The 19,494-nt window shown below is 68.8% G+C and carries 18 protein-coding genes; 14 read left to right on the top strand and 4 right to left on the bottom strand.

Features of this window, described 5'->3' with window-relative positions:
- Positions 1 to 30: 30 nt before the first annotated feature.
- The gene (locus VLF38_RS16555) at positions 31 to 708 is read right to left on the bottom strand and encodes a helix-turn-helix domain-containing protein (protein ID WP_325272338.1); all 678 of its coding nucleotides are present in this window, start codon (positions 706 to 708) and stop codon (positions 31 to 33) included.
- Between the two features lie 60 nt (positions 709 to 768).
- Between VLF38_RS16555 and VLF38_RS16550 the strand changes: the two genes are divergently transcribed.
- From VLF38_RS16550 to VLF38_RS16510, 9 genes are all read left to right on the top strand, one after another.
- Positions 769 to 1,707 carry a DNA-3-methyladenine glycosylase 2 family protein gene (locus VLF38_RS16550; protein ID WP_325272337.1) on the top strand — a complete coding sequence of 313 codons (939 nt, stop codon included), beginning with the start codon at positions 769 to 771 and terminating at the stop codon, positions 1,705 to 1,707.
- 180 nt (positions 1,708 to 1,887) lie between these two features.
- Positions 1,888 to 2,703: an ABC transporter permease gene (locus tag VLF38_RS16545; RefSeq protein ID WP_325272336.1), complete on the top strand. Its 816-nt coding sequence runs from the start codon at positions 1,888 to 1,890 to the stop codon at positions 2,701 to 2,703.
- An 8-nt stretch (positions 2,704 to 2,711) separates the two neighbouring features.
- Complete coding sequence (locus tag VLF38_RS16540; protein WP_414689418.1) at positions 2,712 to 3,533, top strand: ABC transporter permease; 822 nt, start codon at positions 2,712 to 2,714, stop codon at positions 3,531 to 3,533.
- 12 nt (positions 3,534 to 3,545) lie between these two features.
- On the top strand, positions 3,546 to 4,616 hold the full coding sequence (locus tag VLF38_RS16535; protein WP_325272335.1) for an MCE family protein: 1,071 nt from the start codon (positions 3,546 to 3,548) through the stop codon (positions 4,614 to 4,616).
- A 1-nt stretch (position 4,617) separates the two neighbouring features.
- Entirely contained in the window at positions 4,618 to 5,640 is a 1,023-nt protein-coding gene (locus VLF38_RS16530) for an MlaD family protein (protein WP_325272334.1), read from the top strand.
- Positions 5,637 to 6,611, top strand: a complete 975-nt coding sequence (locus tag VLF38_RS16525; protein WP_325272333.1) for an MCE family protein — start codon at positions 5,637 to 5,639, stop codon at positions 6,609 to 6,611. Before VLF38_RS16530 ends, VLF38_RS16525 begins: the two co-directional genes overlap by 4 nt.
- Positions 6,605 to 7,678 carry an MCE family protein gene (locus VLF38_RS16520; protein ID WP_325272332.1) on the top strand — a complete coding sequence of 358 codons (1,074 nt, stop codon included), beginning with the start codon at positions 6,605 to 6,607 and terminating at the stop codon, positions 7,676 to 7,678. The genes VLF38_RS16525 and VLF38_RS16520 overlap by 7 nt, the downstream gene beginning before the upstream one ends.
- Positions 7,675 to 8,775: an MlaD family protein gene (locus VLF38_RS16515; RefSeq protein WP_325272331.1), complete on the top strand. Its 1,101-nt coding sequence runs from the start codon at positions 7,675 to 7,677 to the stop codon at positions 8,773 to 8,775. Before VLF38_RS16520 ends, VLF38_RS16515 begins: the two co-directional genes overlap by 4 nt.
- Positions 8,775 to 9,860 (top strand): MlaD family protein, encoded by a 1,086-nt coding sequence (locus tag VLF38_RS16510; RefSeq protein WP_325272330.1) that lies wholly within the window; start codon positions 8,775 to 8,777, stop codon positions 9,858 to 9,860. Before VLF38_RS16515 ends, VLF38_RS16510 begins: the two co-directional genes overlap by 1 nt.
- A gap of 193 nt (positions 9,861 to 10,053) precedes the next feature.
- Here VLF38_RS16510 and VLF38_RS16505 read toward each other — a convergent pair whose 3' ends face one another.
- Entirely contained in the window at positions 10,054 to 11,310 is a 1,257-nt protein-coding gene (locus tag VLF38_RS16505) for a phospholipase D-like domain-containing protein (protein ID WP_325272329.1), read from the bottom strand.
- A 42-nt stretch (positions 11,311 to 11,352) separates the two neighbouring features.
- On the opposite strand from VLF38_RS16505, the gene uvrB reads away from it, so the two are divergent.
- From uvrB to VLF38_RS16480, 5 genes are all read left to right on the top strand, one after another.
- The gene (uvrB, locus tag VLF38_RS16500) at positions 11,353 to 13,449 is read left to right on the top strand and encodes an excinuclease ABC subunit UvrB (RefSeq protein ID WP_325272328.1); all 2,097 of its coding nucleotides are present in this window, start codon (positions 11,353 to 11,355) and stop codon (positions 13,447 to 13,449) included.
- A gap of 103 nt (positions 13,450 to 13,552) precedes the next feature.
- Positions 13,553 to 14,539, top strand: coding sequence for an NAD(P)/FAD-dependent oxidoreductase (locus VLF38_RS16495; protein ID WP_325272327.1), 987 nt, complete (start codon positions 13,553 to 13,555; stop codon positions 14,537 to 14,539).
- 121 nt (positions 14,540 to 14,660) lie between these two features.
- Positions 14,661 to 15,920 (top strand): glycosyltransferase family 4 protein, encoded by a 1,260-nt coding sequence (locus VLF38_RS16490; RefSeq protein ID WP_325272326.1) that lies wholly within the window; start codon positions 14,661 to 14,663, stop codon positions 15,918 to 15,920.
- Positions 15,914 to 16,672, top strand: coding sequence for a class I SAM-dependent methyltransferase (locus tag VLF38_RS16485; protein ID WP_325272325.1), 759 nt, complete (start codon positions 15,914 to 15,916; stop codon positions 16,670 to 16,672). Before VLF38_RS16490 ends, VLF38_RS16485 begins: the two co-directional genes overlap by 7 nt.
- A complete protein-coding gene (locus VLF38_RS16480) occupies positions 16,669 to 17,769 on the top strand; it encodes a prenyltransferase (RefSeq protein WP_325272324.1) in 1,101 nt (366 codons plus the stop codon). The genes VLF38_RS16485 and VLF38_RS16480 overlap by 4 nt, the downstream gene beginning before the upstream one ends.
- Here the strand turns inward: VLF38_RS16480 and VLF38_RS16475 are convergent.
- Positions 17,753 to 18,565, bottom strand: coding sequence for a hypothetical protein (locus VLF38_RS16475; protein WP_325272323.1), 813 nt, complete (start codon positions 18,563 to 18,565; stop codon positions 17,753 to 17,755). The two genes, VLF38_RS16480 and VLF38_RS16475, sit on opposite strands and share 17 nt — an antisense overlap.
- Complete coding sequence (locus VLF38_RS16470) at positions 18,562 to 19,308, bottom strand: hypothetical protein (protein ID WP_325272322.1); 747 nt, start codon at positions 19,306 to 19,308, stop codon at positions 18,562 to 18,564. Before VLF38_RS16470 ends, VLF38_RS16475 begins: the two co-directional genes overlap by 4 nt.
- Positions 19,309 to 19,494: the final 186 nt, after the last annotated feature.

Raw genomic sequence — 19,494 nt, 5'->3', positions numbered from 1 at the left:
GCTCGCCCGGTCGGTCGGGCTGTCGGGAGCTCAGGTCCGGGTGAGCGCCTTCGCCGTCTCGACCATGTAGGCCTTCACCTGCTCGGCCGGCAGGGCGACGACCGTCGGGATGCCGGGGGAGGCCGGCCGCACCGTGATGCCGAGCCGGGCCAGCTGCAGGGAGCCCAGCCCGGCGGCGTACAACGTGTTGATCAGCTGGTACGGATCGCTGACCTTCATCTCGCCGGCATCGTTGCCACGCTGCACGACGTCGGCCATCTTCTCCATGCAGCCCGTGATGCCGCGGCCGAGGCGGAACATCGCGCTCTCGCTGACCTCCTCGAGCAGCTCCGGCCCCGGGCGACGCATGAGGGTGAGGCAGCAGTCGACGAACGCGGGGTACTCCATGCCGAAGTCGGCGAACGCCTCGACGGCCGACGCCAGCTGCTTCATCGGACTGCGGCGGCCGGCGACGGCCGTCTCGATGCGGGCGTCGAGCTCCTCGAGATAGCCGCAGAGCGTGAGCGCGAAGAGCTCCTCCTTGCCAGAGAAGTGGCGGTAGATGATCGCGCGGTTGATGCCGACACTCCGCGCCACGTCCTCGATCTGCACGTCGCGCACGCCGCGCTCGTCGAAGAGCTCACGGGTGGCGGCGATGATCTGGGTGCGACGTTCGCGACGCCGCGAGGCTGCGGCCGTGCGGCGTCCGTCCGTGGCGGCTGTCGTCATGGAGCCAGCATAAAGCGAGGTGCAACACCGAGTTACATACGTGTTCGGTAAGTTGCGCGCATGACGGCGATCGAGCGCACCTGGCGCCCGCCCTGGCCGTGCCCGGTCGGCCAGGTGCTGGGCGCGGCCCGTCGCGGCGCAGGGGACCCGACGTACGTCGTCGAGGGTGGCGCAGGGCGCATGAGCCACTGGCGCGCCTTCCGTACGCCGGACGGGCCGGCCCGCCTGCAGGTCACGGCTCGCCCTGCGCTGGGCGAGGTGGAGGCGCGCGCGTGGGGGCAGGGGTCGACCTGGGCGCTCGACGCCCTCCCGGGCATGCTCGGGGCGCTGGATGACCCGTCGGGCTTCGAGCCGCGGCACCCGGTGCTCGTCGAGGCCCATCGACGCCATGCGCACCTCCGCATCGGCCGGACCGGCCTGGTCTTCGAGGCGCTGCTCCCCGCCGTGCTCGAGCAGAAGGTGACCGGGCAGGAGGCGTTCGCGGGCTTCCGCCGCCTCGTGCGCCGCCACGGCGAACCGGCGCCGGGGGAGGGCCCGGCGCTCCTGCTCCAGCCGGCGCCTGCCGCGGTGGCCGCCGTGCCGAGCTGGGAGTGGCTGGACCTGCACGTCGACCCGGCGCGCTCGCGGACCCTCGTGGCCGCGGCGGCGAGGGCCGCTGCGCTGGAGCGGATCGTGGTCGACGACCTCGCCGCTGCGGACCGGAAGCTGCGGTCCCTTCCGGGGGTCGGAGTCTGGACCAGTGCGGAGGTCCGCGCACGTGCGCTCGGTGACGCCGATGCGGTCAGCTTCGGCGACTACCACGTGGCGAAGGACGTCGGCTGGGCGCTGACCGGCGCGCCGGTCGACGACGCAGGACTGGCCGCGCTCCTCGAGCCGTGGCGTCCGCACCGGCTGCGGGTCCAGCTCCTGATTGGCGTTGCAGGCTTGGGAAAGCCGCGTCGAGGTCCGCGAATGGGACCTCGCAGACATTTGCCCGGACGAGATGTCGATAGGCCGTGACAAACCGCACAGTCGGACGTTGTGCAGTCCAGCAGGGGCCGGTCCTCCGTCACTTTGGTCACTTGAGTGACCAAGGGTGTGATTGCCGTTACGCTGCGCTGACGGTTGAGTTATGTGAGTCAAGGAGTCACAGGTGACACGGACCAGGGCATGTGCCCCCAAGTGTGAGGGGCAGGCGGAATGAGCGCAGTGACTGCACTCGTCAGCGACATGACGGGCCGGACCAAGAAGGGCGTGACCACCCTGGGTGGCATGGCGCTTCTCTCGGTGGAGTCCGTGATCGCCATTGCGGGAGACATCGTCAAGCGCAACTTCTCCTGGAGTGAGTTCTTCTTCCAGTGCTGGTTCATGATCCGCGTCGGCCTCGCGCCCGCGATCATGGTCGCGATCCCCTTCGGCATCATCGTCTCGGTGCAGGTCGGCGCGGTCGCCAACCAGATCGGTGCCGGTTCGTTCGCCGGTGCGGTCAACGGCATCGGCGTCCTGCGCCAGGGTGCGCCGCTGGTGACCTCGCTGATCATCGCGGGCGCCGTCGGCTCTGCGATCTGCGCCGACGTCGGCGCGCGGACCATCCGTGAGGAGGTCGACGCGCTCAAGGTCATGGGCATCAACCCGGTCAACCGGATCATCGCGCCCCGCCTCGCCGCCGCGATCGTCGTGGCCCTCATGCTCAACGTCATCGTCGCGGTGGCAGCCATCACGACGGGCTTCCTGCTCAACGTGCAGAGCGGCAACGTGAGCTCCGGCACCTACCTGACCGGCTTTGTGGCGTTCGCCCAGCCGACCGACCTGATCCTCGCGGAGTTCAAGGCGTTCCTCTTCGGCTTCATCGCGGTGATCGTCTCCTGTTACAAGGGGCTCGCGGCCTCCGGCGGCGCCAAGGGTGTCGCCGATGCGGTCAACCAGTCCGTCGTCATCAGCGTGGTGGCTCTCGCGGTCGTGAACGTCGCGATCACGCAGGCCTACGTCATGCTCGTCCCGCAGTCGGTGGCCTAGGAGTGCCTGTGTTCACGAAGCAAGTCTCCGCCGTCAAGGGCGGCCTCGAGCGTGGGGGTGACCTCGCCTCCTTCATGGTGCGGGTGCTCGTCTCCGTACCCGTTGTCCTGAAGAACTATCACCGCGAAGTGCTCCGGCAGATCATGGACATCGCCTGGGGCTCCGGCGCGATCCTCGTCGGCGGCGGCACGATCGGCATCATGATCCTGCTGGGTCTCTCCTCCGGCACCTCGCTCGGCATCGAGGGCTTCAACGGCCTCGAGCTGATCGGCCTGGCGCCGATCACGGGCTTCGTCTCCGCCTCCGTCAACACCCGCGAGCTCGCGCCGCTCGTCGCCGCGCTCGCACTCGGTGGCCAGGTCGGCTGTCGCTTCACGGCTCAGATCGGCTCGATGAAGCTCCACGAGGAGATCGACGCACTGGAGGTCATGGCGGTCAACCCGATCCACTTCCTGATCACCACCCGCGTCATCGGCGCGATGGTGGCGATCGTCCCGCTCTACTTCATCGGCCTGCTCGGCTCGTGGCTCGCCTCGAAGTTCGCGGTCGTCGTGATCTTCGGCCAGTCCGGCGGTCAGTACGACCACTACTTCTACGCGTTCCTGCAGCCCAGGGACGTGATCCTGTCGGTCATCAAGATGCTGGTCTTCGCGCTCATGGTGGCGCTGATCCACGCATGGTTCGGCTTCAACGCGTCCGGCGGTCCGGCGGGAGTCGGTGAGGCGACGGGCCGCGCGATCCGCGCCTCCATCGTCTCCATCGTCATCGCCGACATGCTCCTGACCCTCGCGTTCTGGGGCAACGACCCCGGATTCCGGATCCAGGGCTGAGGAAGGCAGAACATGAACATCCGTGATGTCCTGGCGGGCAACGGTCGCCCGCCCACCTCCTCGGTGCTCCGCTTCCGCGGCGTGCTCTTCATCATCGTGCTCGCACTGGTGCTCGCCGGCCTCGTGGCGGTCAGCAAGGGCGCCCTCGCCGACCGCATCGGTGCCACCGCGGTCTTCCGCAATGCGGGCGGCTCCCTCATCAACGGTGCCGACGTCAAGTACGAAGGCGTCAATGTCGGCAAGCTCTACCAGTTGCGCGAGGGCGAGGGCGGTGCCGCGGTCGGCGGCATCGAGCTCGACATGCACATCCAGGACAAGTTCGCCGGCGACATCCCCTCGAACGTCACTGCGCGCGTCATGCCGCAGTCGATCTTCGGCACGTCGTTCGTCGACCTCGTCCGCCCGGCCTCGATCGAGAGCGTCGGTCTGAAGGACGGTGCCCGCATCACGCAGGACACCTCCAAGGAGACCCTCGAGCTGCAGACCATCCTCGACGGACTCGACCGCGTCGTCGCCGCACTCGGTCCGGCTGACCTGGCCGAGATGCTCGGTGGCCTCTCCGGAGCGCTCGACGGCAAGGGCACGACCCTCGGCCAGACGCTGACCAATCTCGACGCCTACCTCGGCAAGCTCAACCCGAAGCTGCCGCTGGTCACGCAGAACCTCGACCTGCTGGCCGGCAACCTCGAGGCGCTGCAGAAGGCGGCCCCGGATCTCTTCCAGGCGACCGACGACCTGCTGGTCACGGCGCGCACGCTGGCGAAGAACCAGGCCAACTTCACCAAGCTCGTCTCCAGCGTCACCCCGTTCATGGCGAAGACCAACAAGGTCCTCTCCGCCAACGAGCAGGCGCTGGTCGACACGCTCGCACACACGGCGATCGTCGTCGACGCCCTCTACGACGAGCGGTCCGACCTGGTCCGCGGCGTCATCGCCATCGGCAATCTGGCAAGGAAGCTCTCTTCGGTGACCAAGGACAACGCAATGGTCCGCGTCGAGGCGACAGTCGTCGCGGGAACGCCGGACGACTACTCGCAGGCCCAGTGCCCGTCGTACAACGGCGTGCGGGGACGGGGGTGCTGACATGACCGGATTCCGTTCCACGATGATCAAGGTCGTCGTCTTCGCCATCATCTGCCTGCTCTTCTTCGTGATGCTCTACAACACGATGAGCAACGTGGTCGAGGACGAGCACCAGACCTGGCGCGCCAACTTCACCTCGGCCAGCGGCCTGCGGCCGGGGGACGACGTCCGTGTCGCCGGCGTCAAGGTCGGCCGTGTGGAGAAGGTCGAGGTGACGGCCGACAACCAGGCGGAGGTCACCTTCGACCTGGTCACCGACCAGAAGATCTACCAGTCGACCCGGCTGGCGCTGCGTTACCAGAACCTGCTCGGTCAGCGGTACCTCTCGCTGACCGCGGGCGCTGACCGTGGTGCGGAGCTGTCGCCGTCGAAGGTGATCGGTGCCGGGATGACCAACCCGGGCTTCGACCTGACCGCACTCCTCAACGGCTTCAAGCCGCTCTTCGAGACGATCGACCCGGCCGAGGTCAACAAGTTCGCCAACAACATCGTCGCCGTCCTGCAGGGCCAGGGCCCTGCGGTCGAGTCGCTGCTGCAGTCGACGACCTCCACCGCGAAGTTCCTCGCCGACCGTGACAAGGCGTTCACCGAGGTGCTCGACAACCTCACGCCGGTGTTGAAGAACCTCGCGGCCCAGTCCGACGACCTCGACGCCACCGTGCAGCAGCTCACCGCGCTGATGTCGGGGCTTGCCAACGAGCGCCAGACCTTCGGCAACTCGATCGACACGCTCGGCGGCCTCTTCGGCACCACGTCGCAGCTGGTCAAGGAGATCCGCCCGTCGGTCCGCGCGGACGTGAAGGCGCTGAAGACGACCAGCGGGATCCTCGTCCAGAACCGTGACCGCGTGGTCAAGGGAGTCGTCTCCCTCGGAAGCGTGACCGGAAGCCTCGCGCAGATCACGTCGTACTACTCGGCGCTCAACATCTACTTCTGCAACTTCGGCATCATCGCCGATGGCATCACCAACACGCCGATCTGGGTCGGCACTGACGGTGGCCCGTACTCGGAGGTGTGCAAGTGAAGCCGATCTACCAGTACGACAAGTACCGGACCGGTCTCGTGGCGTTCGGAGCGCTCGCGATCCTCGTCGCGCTTGTCGTCGGCGCCAGCCGGCTCAACATCGGCGCGCGCGGCTACTCCGCGCAGCTCGCCAACACCGGCGGCCTCCGGGTGTCGGAGCCGGTGCAGGTGGCCGGTGTCAACGTCGGCAAGGTCACCAGCGTCACGCTCGGCGGCGACACGGTCGACATCGAGTTCACCGTCGACAAGGACATCCGCCTCGGTGACCAGACCCGGATCGAGGTCAAGGTCGCGACGCTGCTCGGCACGCACTTCCTGGCGGTCACGCCCCAGGGTGCCGGCGACATCGGCGACAAGCCGCTGCCGGTCTCGCAGACCCGTGTGCCCTACAACCTGCAGGACGTCATCGAGGAGGGCACGCCGGAGGTCAACGAGTTCGACGTCGATGCCATCGAGCGGTCCTTCCAGGAGATGTCGAAGGTCCTCAGCGTCGCCGGTGACGACGTCAAGCCTGCGCTGGTCCAGGTGAGCCGCCTCTCCTCGCTGATCGCCTCGCGCAGTGACGACCTGGGCGACCTGCTGAAGGCGACGTCGGACGTCTCCCGGCAGCTGACCGAGAGCAGTGACGACATCATCGCGCTGATGAAGGCCTCCGACCTGATCCTCGACACGCTCAACTCCCGCCGGGATGCCATCCACAAGCTGCTCGTCGACCTCAACACCCTCGGCACGCAGCTCAACGGCATCGTCCAGGAGAACCGCGCCGACCTCGGCCCCATCCTGAAGAACCTCAACATCGTGATCGCGACGCTCAAGCAGAACGAGAAGGTCGTCGGCAAGGCCGTGGACAACCTGGCCATCGCCGGCCGCTACGTGTCCAACGCTGCGGGCGGCGGTCCGTTCGTCAACCTGTACGCCAAGGGCGGCGCGCTGCCTGACAACGCTGCGTGCGGAAGGGGAATCCTGTGCTGACGACCCGCAAGCGCATGGTCGGGGCGATCGCCGCCCTGGCCCTCACGGGCGCCACCACCACCGCCTGCTTCCCGCTGGGCGGAGGCGGTCGCACGGTGACGGCGTACTTCGACGACACCGCCGGTCTCTTCGTCGGCAACCAGGTCGGCGTGCTCGGCGTCCCGGTCGGCGAAGTGACCGACATCGCCGCCGAGGGCGACAAGGTCAAGGTGACGCTGGACATCACCGACGGCGACCTCAAGATCCCGGACGACGTCGGCGCCCTGGTGGTCGCTCGCTCGGTGGCGACCGACCGCTACGTCGAGCTGGCGCCGGTCTACCACGAGGGCGACGCGGAGCTGGCGGACAATGCCTCGATCCCGCTCGACCGGACCCGCACTCCCGTCGAGTGGGACGAGATCATCTCGGCCCTCGACCGGTTCACGAAGGGCCTCGCGGGCGAGGACGGCAAGGCCGGTGCGCTCAGCAACCTGATCTCGGTGGGTGCCAAGTCGCTCTCGGGCACGGGTGAGCTGGCCAACAAGACCCTGACCGACGTGGCCAAGGCGGCGACGGCGCTCTCCGACCACCGCGGCGACATCTCGACCTCGATCGACAACCTCGCCTCCCTCACGAACGTGCTCGCCGCCAACGGACGCACGATCGACGAGTTCTCCGCGAGCGTCACCGCCGCAGCCGCGCTCTTCAACAGCGAGAAGGAGGAGTTCGGCTCCGCCCTCAAGGCGCTGAGCGCCGCCCTCAACGGGCTCGCCGGCTTCGTCCGCGACAACCGGGCCGCGCTGAAGACGTCGATCTCGGGCCTGACCGACGTCACGGGCAACCTGCTGGAGCACAGTGCAGAGCTCGGGGAGACGGTCGAGACCCTCCCGCTCGCGTTCGACAACCTGGGTCGCGCCGTGACCGTCAGCGGCACGGTCAACGTGCGGATCCCGCTCCAGGACCTGTCGCCGCTACCCGACCTCACCGGTGCGATCTGCAACGCGCTGGGTGACCTCTGCAATGCGCTGAGCCTCAGTCCGACGACCTCGATCGAGCACCTGCTCGAGATCCTGGGAGGTGCCCGGTGAACCGGCGACTCGCAACTGCCGCCCTCGCGGGCGTGGGCCTGCTCGTCTCGGGCTGTGGGTTCACGGCCGGCGACCTGGCCCGCGCCAACAACAACCGCGGCGACGGTTACCTCGTCACGGTGGCGGTCCCCGACGCGCTCAACCTGCCCGACGGCTCGCCGGTCCGCATCGGCGGTGTCTCGGTCGGCAAGGTCGACACCGTCCACGCCAAGGACTACGAGGCGATCGTGCGGCTGAAGATCAAGGAGGACACGCGCCTCACCGACCAGGCGAAGGTGCGGCTGCGCTACACCACGGCGCTCGGTGAGATGTATGTCCAGATCGAGCCCTCCGCGTCCGGTACGCCGCTCAAGGGCGGCGAGATGCTGGATCGCACCCAGTCCGAGACGGCGCCGTCCGTCGAGGACGCACTGGCGTCCGCGTCGCTCCTGATCAACGGTGGTGGCCTCGGGTCGATCCAGACGATCGTCTCCGAGCTCAACAAGGCCGTCGAGGGTCGGGTGCCCACCACGCACGCGCTCATCAAGAAGCTCGACACCTTCATGACGACGGTGACCGGCAGCCAGCGTGAGATCGACCGGATCCTGACGGCGCTCGCGTCGACGTCCAAGACTCTCAACGCGCGCGAGGAGACGATCAACCAGGCGCTGCGGGACATCCGGCCGGCCGCCAAGACGCTGACCGACAACACCCCCGGCCTGGTGGCCCTCCTCAAGGAGGCCAACAAGCTCGGGGCGACGGCGAAACGGATCGTCGATGCCAACCGCAACGATGTCGCGCTGATCGTCAAGGAGCTCGGTCCGGTGCTGCAGGAGGTCAACGCGAACAGCGACGCCATCCTCGGTGCCCTGGACCAGATCCGTGCAGCTGCGCCGATCATCCGCAATGTCGCACGTCCGAGCTACGCGAACCTGTACGCCAAGATCCGCATCGGTGTCGGGGGCATCCTCGGCACGGGCGGTGGCGTGCTCCCGGGCGGTTCGACGGGCGGAACCTCGACTGGCGGCCTGGTGCCGAGCCTCGGTGGCCTCACCGGCGGTAGTACAAGCGGATCGACCAGCGGCGGCCTGCTGGGCCTGGGCATTGGAGGCCTGTGATGCTGAAGAAGTTCGACAAGCTCACCCTGAGCTTCATCGCCCTCGTCGCCGTCTTCGTGTTGCTGATGATCTACATGGTCACGGCGGTGCTCAAGCTCCCACTGACCGGCAGCCCGGACCGGGTCACGGTCCACTTGGCGCAGACCGGTGGCCTCTTCGAGGGCTCGGCGGTCAACTACCGCGGCGTCCGCGTCGGCACGATCACCGACATCAAGGTCGGCAAGGACGGGCCTGACGCCACCGTCACCTTCAAGAACGGTGCGAAGGTGCCCACGTCGGCCAAGGCCGAGGTCATCAGCCTCTCGCCGATCGGTGAGCAGTTCCTCAACCTGATCCCGACCTCCGCGGAAGGGCCGTACCTCGAGGACGGTGCAGAGCTCGACGCGGCCTCGGTCACGCTGCCGATCACGGTTGCCTCCGCTGCGGACAACCTCGACAAGTTCCTCGACGAGATCAACGACCAGGACGTCAAGGTCCTGCTCCAGGAGCTCAGCACGGCCGTCAGCGACAGCAGCGACGACCTCGACCAGCTGCTGACCTCGAGCAACGAGCTCGTCTCGACGCTCGACGACGCGTGGCCGCGCACCGATGCGCTGCTCAACGACGGTCTGACCGTGAACCAGATCCTGGCCCGGCACCAGCAGGACCTCGTGACGTTCTCCGCCTCGGCCAAGGAGCTGACCGCCTGGCTGGTGAAGTTCGACCCGACGTTCCAGCGGATCCTCAGGGAGGCTCCGTCGGACATCGCCACGGTCGGACAGCTGATCGACGACCTCGGCCCGCTGCTGCCGGCGCTGCTGAAGAACCTCAACGCCACGACCAACCTCCTGGCCGACCGTGACGCGAGCGTCCGCGCTCTGGCCCAGGTCACCCCGGTTGCGCTCGGCAAGGTGAGTGCGTCGCTCCACGGCGGCTGGTGGCACCTCCGGGCCTTCCTCGAGGGCGAGGCGCTCTGCGACTATGGCGGTCCGAAGTCGAACCCGTCGGTGATCGACCCCAACCCGGTCAACCGCAACGGCCACTGCGGCGCGAGCCCGACTCGCTGGCGCGGTGCCAACCACGCCCTGCCGCCGATCGACCGCTGACCGGCGCACAGCACAGCACGACCGGAAGCCCGGTCCCGTGAGGGACCGGGCTTCCGGCATTTCCTCGTGTGGCTCCGCTCCGCGCGGGCCGGAGGTGGCGGCACCTCCGAGCGTCGAGCCGGAGCGAGCGCCAGCGAGCGCAGCGCGAGCTGCAGGGACGAGGGGGCGCCGCCGCAGGCCCGTGGGAGGGGTCTCAGAGAAGCGGGCGGAGTGGGCCCAGGATCGCCTCGGTGAAGCGACGGTAGATGTCGCGCGACTCCCACTCATCCATCGTCAGCTCGGCGCAGTTGGTCAGGTCGTTCTCGAAGATCTCCTCCATCACGCGGGCCTGGCCCTCGTCGATGAACTCGACGTTGATCTCGTAGTTGCCCTGCATGCTGAGGCGGTCGACGTTCGCCGTTCCGACGGTGGACCAGCTGCCGTCGATCGTGGCCGTCTTGGCATGCACCATCGCGTCGCGGAAGCGGAAGACGCGGATTCCGGACTCGAGCATCGATGCGAAGTATCCGCGTGAGATCCAGTCGGCGACGATGTGGTTGGACTTGCGGGGGAGCAGCACCCGTACGTCGACACCGCGCTGCGCTGCCTCGCGCAGGGTGTCGACGAAGTTGGCGTCGGGGATGAAGTACGCATGCGTGAGCCACACGCGGCTCGCCGCACGGTTGATCGCCTCGAGGTACATCGAGCGGATCGGGAAGCTCCAGAGCGTCGGGATGTTGCGGTGGAAGCGCACGCGGGAGTCCCACACCGACGTCGTCCCGAGCAGCAGCGGCCGCTCGTTGGAGCGGAACCGGCGCTTGCGGTGGAGGTTCCAGAAGTCGGCGAAGGCGCGCTGGAGGTCCCACACGCCGGGGCCGGTGATGCGGCAGTGGGTGTCGCGCCACTCCGTGGCGTAGGCCGAGCCGATGTTGTAGCCACCGACGAAGCCGACCTCGTCGTCGACGACGAGGATCTTGCGGTGGTCGCGGCCGTAGTGCCGCAGGTCAAAGAAGCGGATGCCGGCGTTGTAGACGGGGAAGCGGAGCACCTTGATGCCGGGCGGGAACCGCTTGAACGTCGGGGGCACCACCAGGTTGGCGAAACCGTCGTAGATGACGTGGACGGCGACGCCGCGACGCGCGGCCCGGATCAGGGCCTGCTTGAACCGCTGCCCGATCTCGTCGTCCTTCCAGATGTAGGTCTCGAAGAGGATCTGCCGCTGGGCGGAGTCGATCGCGGTCAGCATCGCGTCGTACAGGTCCTGGCCGTAGGTGTACGTCGTGACGGTGCCGCCGCCGACGGGGACCTCGGTCGGAGGTGTGACCGGGAAGGGCTTCGGCTTCTTGTTGCGACGGCGGTAGGAGTCGACCAGGGTCAGCGAGATCGCGAGCGCCAGCTGGACGCCGAAGATCGTGAGCAGTGCCCGTCGTGCGAAGCGTGTGGTGCGTTCGACGGTAGTGGCTCGGCTCACGGGGTCAATCTAGCTGTCAGTGGTCGCAACTACGCTGGCGGCATGCGACCTGTGACCGATCTGGAGCGGCGTGTCGCGCCGTTCCGTGTGATCTCCGACTACGAGCCGTCCGGCGACCAGCCCGCCGCGATCGCCGAGATCAGCAAGCGCCTCGGCGCCGGCGTCCAGGACGTCGTGCTCCTCGGCGCGACCGGCACCGGCAAGACCGCGACGGTCGCGTGGGTCGCCGAGCAGGTCCAACGCCCGATGCTGGTGCTCCAGCCCAACAAGACGCTGGCCGCGCAGTTCGCCAACGAGCTGCGCCATCTCTTCCCCGACAACGCGGTGGAGTACTTCGTCAGCTACTACGACTACTACCAGCCCGAGGCCTACGTCCCGCAGACGGACACCTACATCGAGAAGGACTCCTCGATCAACGAGGAGGTCGAGCGCCTGCGCCACTCGGCGACCAACTCGCTCCTCACCCGGCGCGACGTCATCGTGGTCTCGACCGTCTCGTGCATCTACGGCCTCGGCACCCCGCAGGAGTACGTCGACCGCATGGTCCGGCTGAAGGTGGGCCAGGAGCACGACCGCGACCTGCTGCTGCGTCGCCTGGTCGACAACCAGTACACCCGCAACGACATGGCCTTCACCCGTGGCACGTTCCGGGTCCGGGGCGACACGCTCGAGGTCTTCCCGGTCTACGAGGAGCTCGCGATCCGGATCGAGTTCTTCGGCGACGAGGTCGAGCGGCTGATGACGCTCCACCCGGTGACGGGCGAGGTGGTCACGGAGGACCAGGAGCTCCACATCTTCCCGGCGACCCACTACGTCGCCGGTCCCGAGCGCATGGAGCGGGCGATCAGTGGCATCGAGCACGAGCTGGAGGACCAGCTCGAGACGTTCAAGCGCCAGGGCAAGCTGCTCGAGGCGCAGCGGCTGCAGATGCGCACGACCTACGACATCGAGATGATGCGCCAGGTCGGCTCCTGCTCCGGCATCGAGAACTACTCGATGCACATGGACGGCCGCCTCCCGGGCAGTGCGCCCAACACGCTCCTCGACTACTTCCCCGAGGACTTCGTGCTGGTCATCGACGAGTCGCACGTGGCGGTGCCGCAGGTCGGGGGCATGTTCGAGGGCGACATGTCGCGCAAGCGCAACCTCGTCGACCACGGCTTCCGGCTGCCGAGCGCGATGGACAACCGTCCGCTCAAGTGGGAGGAGTTCGTCGAGCGCATCGGCCAGACCGTCTACCTGTCGGCGACACCGGGCAACTACGAGCTCGACAAGGTCCAGGGTGATGTCGTCGAGCAGATCATCCGTCCGACCGGCCTGGTCGACCCCGAGGTGGTCGTGAAGCCGACGAAGGGCCAGATCGACGACCTGATCCACGAGATCCGTGAGCGCACCGCCAAGAACGAGCGCGTGCTGGTCACGACCCTCACGAAGAAGATGTCGGAGGACCTCACCGACTACCTCCTCGACGCCGGCATCCGCACGCGCTGGCTCCACTCGGAGGTTGACACCCTCAAGCGCATCGAGCTCCTGCGCGACCTGCGACTGGGGGAGTACGACGTCCTCGTCGGCATCAACCTGCTCCGCGAGGGCCTCGACCTCCCGGAGGTGTCGCTGGTGGCGATCCTCGATGCTGACAAGGAGGGCTTCCTCCGCTCCGACAAGTCGCTGATCCAGACGATCGGCCGTGCGGCGCGCAACGTGTCCGGCCAGGTCCACATGTACGCCGACAAGATCACCCCCTCGATGGAGAAGGCGATCGAGGAGACCAACCGCCGCCGGGCGATCCAGGTCGCCTACAACACCGAACGGGGCATCGACCCGCAGCCGCTGCGGAAGAAGATCGCCGACATCACCGAGATGCTGGCGCGCGAGGCGGAGTCGACCGACGAGCTTCTCGCCGACTGGCAGAAGTCCGACCACAAGAAGTCGCCGACCCCGAAGCTCTCGAAGCTGCACGCGGTCGCGCCCGACACGGCCGGGCTGCCGACCAGCGACCTGGCCCAGCTGGTCCAGGAGCTGACCGACCAGATGAAGGCAGCGGCGGCCGAGCTGCAGTTCGAGCTCGCGGCGCGCCTTCGCGACGAGATCGGTGACTTGAAGAAGGAGCTCCGCCAGATGCTCGAGGCGACCAAGTGACGCCCCGCACGCGCGCTGGCCGCGTTGTCGTCGGTCGAAGTCCGCTGCGCTGCGCTCCGCACACGGACTCCTTCCCTCCTCCGCCTTGCGGGGAGGCGGCTACGTGAGCGCGGGCCCGCACCACCACGACGTCGACCTGCTCGTGGTCGGCGCGGGTCCGGCCGGCCTCTTCGCGACCTACTACGCCGGCTTCCGGGGCCTCTCGGTCGCCTTGGCCGACGCACTCCCGGAGCTCGGTGGACAGATCACGGCGATGTATCCGCACAAGCCGATCCGCGACGTGGCGGGCTTCCCGGACATCAGCGGCACCGACCTGGTCGCCGGCCTAGTCCGGCAGGCGGCGACCGCCCACCCGGCGTACCTCCTGGGGCGGGTGGCGACCACGCTCGAGGCGCGCGACGACGGGGTCGACATCTCCTTCGACGACGGCACCACGGTCGCGGCCCGGGCGGTCCTCCTGACCACCGGCATCGGCCGGTTCCGGCCGCGTCCGCTGCCGGCGGCGGGGGAGGAGTGGACCGGCCGGGGCGTCGACCACTTCATCACCGAGGCCACGCCGTACGCCGGCGCTGACGTGCTCGTCGTCGGAGGCGGCGACAGTGCACTCGACTGGTCGCTCCACCTGGCCCCGGTCGCCCGCTCGGTCACGCTGGCGCATCGTCGCGACGCGTTCCGCGCCCACGCCGGGCTGGTCGCGCAGGCGGAGGCGGCAGGCGTCGAGATCGTGACGCGCGCGGAGGTCGCGGCCGTCCGCGGCGCCGGCTGGGTCGAGGAGGTCGACCTCACCATCGCGGGAGCCACACGGACCCTGCAGGTGCAGCGCATCGTGGCTGCGCTGGGCTTCGTCGCCGATCCCGGCCCGCTGGCGCGATGGGGCCTCACGCTCGATCAGCACCACGTCGTCGTCGACACCGCCATGCGGACCAATCTGCCGCGGGTCTTCGCCGCCGGCGACATCACGGCGTACCCCGGGAAGGTCCGGCTCATCGCGGTCGGATTCGGGGAGGCGGCGACCGCTGTCAACAACGTCGCCGTCGCGATCGACCCCGCGGCGCACCTCTTCCCGGGCCACTCGACCGACGCCACCTGAGGCGTGTGTGGCACGTCACGTCGTGCCGCGGGACGGTACATCGTGTACCCGTCGTTTCCTTTCACGACTAGGCTGACCCCTCGTGCCGTCACGGCGCGAGTGTCGGAGAGGAAGGTGCGACATGCGCATCGCACTGTTGTCGTATCGCAGCAAGCCCCACTGCGGTGGGCAGGGCATCTACGTCCGACACCTGAGCCGAGAGCTCGTCGCTCTCGGCCACGAGGTCGAGGTCTTCTCCGGCCAGCCCTATCCCGAGCTCGACGAGGGCGTGACGCTGACCAAGGTCCCGAGCCTGGACCTCTACCGCGAGCCGGACCCGTTCCGCATCCCGAAGCTGCGGGAGTTCCGCGACCTGATCGACGTGCAGGAGTTCGCGATCATGTGCACGGCCGGCTTCCCGGAGCCGCGCACGTTCGCCAAGCGTGTCATCAAGCTCCTCCGCGAGCGCAGGGACGAGTTCGACGTCGTCCTCGACAACCAGGTCCTCGGCGATGCCCTGCTCGAGGTCGAGGAGCTGGGCCTGCCGATGGTCACGGCGATCCACCACCCGATCACGTTCGACCGCCGGATCGACCTCGCCGCTGCGAAGGGGATCCGCCGCAAGGTGAGTCTCCGCCGGTGGTACGGCTTCCTCGGCATGCAGGGGAAGGTCGCGCAGGCCGCCCGCAAGGTGATCACCGTGTCGGAGTCGTCGTACGCCGACATCGTCAAGGACTTCGGGGTGGACCCGGCGAGGATCGAGGTCATCCACCTCGGTGCCGACCAGGAGTTCCAGCCGCCCAAGGTCGCCCGCGTGCCCGGCCGGATCCTGGCGATGGCCAGCGCCGACTCGCCTCTCAAGGGCATCGACGTCCTCCTCGAGGCGTTCGCCAAGCTTCGCACCGAGCGCGACGTCCACCTGATCCTGGTCTCGAAGCCGCAGGCCGGGGGCCCGACGGAGAAGCTGATCGCGGAGCTCGGCATCGCGGGCTCCGTCGAGTTCCGCAGCGGCCTGACGCAGACCGAGCTGGTGGAGCTGATGGGCTCGGCCGAGCTGGCGTGCGTACCGTCACGCTACGAGGGCTTCTCGCTGCCGACGGTGGAGCTGATGGCCTGCGAGACGCCGCTCGTCGTGAGCCGCGCCGGCTCGATCCCCGAGGTCGTCGGTCCTGACGGTCTCTGCGCCGACCTCGTCCCGCCGGGCGACGTGGAGGCGCTGCGCGACGCGATCGCCGCGCTGCTCGATGACCCCGAGCGCCGCGCCCGCTACGGTGCCGCCGGTCGCAAGCGGGTCGACGAGACCTTCAGCTGGCATGCTGCCGCCACCCACACCGCCGAGGCGCTGGCCGAGGTCGTTCACCAGAAGAGCCTCGAGCAGGAGCAGGAGAACCACGAATGCTGACCGTCGACTTCGACCGCCTGGGCCTCGAGCCCGGCGACCGTGTCCTCGACATGGGGGCCGGTGCCGGTCGCCACTCCTTCGAGATCTACCGCCGTGGCGGCAACGTGATCGCCTTCGACCAGAACGCCGAGGAGCTCGACGAGGTCCGCAACCTCTTCGCCGCGATGAAGGAGGTAGGTGAGGCGCCCGAGGGTGCCGAGGCCGACGTGAAGGAGGGCGACGCGCTCTCGTTGCCCTTCGCCGACGGCGAGTTCGACCGCGTGGTCTGTGCCGAGGTGCTCGAGCACATCCACCGCGACGTCGACGCGATCAAGGAGCTGATCCGGGTGCTGCGGCCGGGCGGCACGATGGCGATCACCGTGCCCCGCTGGCTCCCCGAGGTCATCAACTGGAAGCTCTCGGACGACTACCACAACGCCGAGGGCGGCCACATCCGGATCTACACCGACCACGAGCTGGTCGACAAGGTCACCAAGGGCGGCCGGATGAACGACGGCACCGACGGCGACGCGATGGTTTTCGAGGGCAAGGCCTACGCCCACGGCCTCCACTCGCCGTACTGGTGGCTGAAGTGCGCGGTCGGGGTCGAGAACAACGACCACCCGCTCGTCAGGGCGTACCACCAGGTGCTGGTCTGGGACATCATGAAGACGAAGGGCTGGAGCATCCTGACCCGCGGAGCGGAGAAGGCCCTCAACCCGGTCATCGGCAAGTCGATGGTGCTCTACTTCCGGAAGCCGCTCGACGCGTGACGCCGCAGATCCCGTACGTCGAGGGCGTGCTCTCCGCCGACGACGTGGCCGCGACGGCTGCGTCGATCGCGCGCATGCAGGAGCCGTGTGGCGCGATCCCGTGGACCGTCGGCGAGCACGTCGACATCTGGAACCACGTCGAGGCCGCCATGGCGCTCCTCGTCGGCGGTGAGGTCGCGGCCGCAGAGAAGGCGCTGCGCTGGGTGCCGACCCTGCAGCGCGCCGACGGCTCCTGGCCGATGAAGATCGTCGCCGGCGAGGTCGAGGACGCCCGCGGCGAGGTCAACATGTCGGCGTACCTCGCGGTGGGGCTGTGGCATCACTGGTTGCTCCGCCGTGACCGCCGCTTCGTCGAGGAGCTGTGGCCCAGCGTCCGGGCGGGGCTCGACTTCGTCGTCTCGCTCCAGCAGGAGTGGGGCGGCATCCAGTGGACCCCGCAGGACGACTTCTGCCTGCTCACCGGCTGCTCGTCGATCTACCAGTCCCTGCGCGCGGGCGTTGCCCTCGCCGATCTGATGGATGAGCCGCAGCCGGAGTGGGAGCTGGCCGGTGGCCGGCTTGGCCATGCGATCCGGCAGCACCCCGACCGGTTCGCCGACAAGTCGAAGTACTCCATGGACTGGTACTACCCGGTCCTCGGCGGCGCGGTCCGTGGCACGGACGCGCGCGACCTGCTCGCCACGCGCTGGGACGACTTCGTCGTGCCGGAGCTGGGCTGTCGCTGCGTCGACACCAACCCGTGGGTCACGGGCGCAGAGACGTGTGAGCTGGTGATGGCGCTGGACGCCATCGGCGATCACGAGCGTGCACTGCGCCTGCTGCAGGACATGCAGCACCTGCGTGCCGGGGACGGCTCCTACTGGACCGGCTGGGTCTACGAGCTCGAGGGCTACGAGAACGAGAACCCCAACGTCTACTGGCCGGTCGAGCACACGACGTACACCGCCGCGGCGGTGCTGCTGGCCGTCGACGCCCTGGGCGAGCGGTTCGGTGGCTGCACGCCGGGCTCAGGGATCATGCGGGGCGAGACGCTCGCCGCCGACTTCCGCGAGCTCGCGCTCGAGTGCGGCTGCGCCGAGGTCAGCACACCCCGCTGACCGCAGCGCTCCGGGTGGGCGCAGCCGTGGCCGGGACGGTACGGCCCGCACGGTCGAGGGTGAAGTAGCGGATCCAGTCGGCCGCGAGTCGCGTGTGCGTCATGGCCGTGCCCGGGGTCCCGTCGAGCACCATCCGCGGGACCAGCCCCGTCGTCGGGAACGCCGTCGGGGCCTGCGCCGAGGTGAGTCGCGCCCGTGGCTGGCCGTCCACGAACCAGGTCATGGTGGTGTCGCGCAGCTCGAAGCCGAAGGTGTGGAAGGTGTTGGCGTTGTTGAGGCTGAGGCCCTTCGTCCACCGGTCGGCGCCGCGGCGGATGCCGAACGTCGTCGACGACCCGAAGCCGGTCCACCTGGCGAGGGTGACGGTGACGCCGCCGCAACTGCCGGGAGCGGTGTTGGCAGGCACCAGCTCGAGGCGCATCGGGTAGGCCTTCGCAGCTGCCCACTGCTGAGCCTTGACGCGGAACTCCCACCGACCGCGCGAGCGGCCCGTGCCGGCCTTCCAGGTCACCACGTCGCCGGTCGCCGTCTTGTTGAACGCTGCGGGACCGCTGTCGACGGCGAGCTGGCCGTAGTAGATGTCGACGCGACCGCTGCCGTCGGCCCACGTTCCCCAACCGGTGCTCGACTCGCCGCGCTCCCAGTCGCCGACCTCGGCGATCCTGCCCCAGTCCCAGTTGACGCTCGCCTGTGTGCTCGCGGCGGCGGATCCGAGGGGAAGCACGTGGGGTGCGGCGACGGCGGCGCTGGCGACCGCGACAGCGGTCGCGACGAGGGTGCGGAGGCGGCGGATCACGAGACCACCACCGTCGAGGGGTAGGACGGGAACCACCCGACCTGGGTGTCCTGGCCCGCGGGCTGCCACGTCGTCGCGACGGTCCGGTAGGTCCGGGCCCCGGGGCTCGGCAGAGCGAGCGTGACGGTGGCGCTCCCGCTGGACGGGGCGGTCACGGTACGGATCCGGGTCCAGGTGCCGTCGCTGTTGCGCTGCTCGAGGGCGAGCGCGCGGCCGGACCGGGCGGGTTGCCTGTTGGTCCGGTCGACGTAGACCCACCAGGCCATCGTCACCTCGATCGTGGAGCCAGCGGTGGCGGTCGCCGGCAGCGTGATCGTGGCCTCCTGCTGGACGCCACGCACCGTGCGCGCCGGGCTGATCACCTGGGGCGAGGATCCTGTCGCCGGTGCGACCGCGCGGTAGCCGTTGTAGTCCATCGCATGGACCCGGGTGTGGAACGTGTAGGCGTGGCCGGCGGTGGTCTTGCCCGTGGACCCGGTCACGTTGACCCAGTACGTGCACTGGGTCGTCGAGCCCGGGGCATAGCCGACACAGCGCTGGAGGTTCACCGTGCGGGCGGCCGGGCCGGGCAGGGCGCTGAGGCTCACCACGAGCTCCTCGCCCGGGATGCCGGCACTGCGGCTCACGCTCACGGTGCCACCGGTGATGCTGCTGCCGTCAGCCGACCAGGTGATCAGAGGGGTGGCCACGAGCGTGCCGAGCACGGCCACGGCACCGGCCACGCGGCGTACGGCTGTCTTCACGGGCTTCTCCTCTCCGGCGACGCCGCCCACGCTAGGTGGCGTCGGCCGCGAAGAGGGCAGAAGCGGGAAGAAATGGCCGATCGGTCAGTGCGTGCGGCGCAGCACCCGCATCGAGCCGAGGCCGTCGATCTCCTCGAAGTCGCCGCGGGCGAGGGTCGGCAGGTAGATCTCCTCGTACGGCGGGGG

The organism is Nocardioides sp. (assembly GCF_035481145.1).
Classification (GTDB): domain Bacteria; phylum Actinomycetota; class Actinomycetes; order Propionibacteriales; family Nocardioidaceae; genus Nocardioides.
The sequence above is the reverse complement of the archived record's forward strand: the minus strand, read 5'-3'. Positions and strand labels throughout refer to the sequence as shown.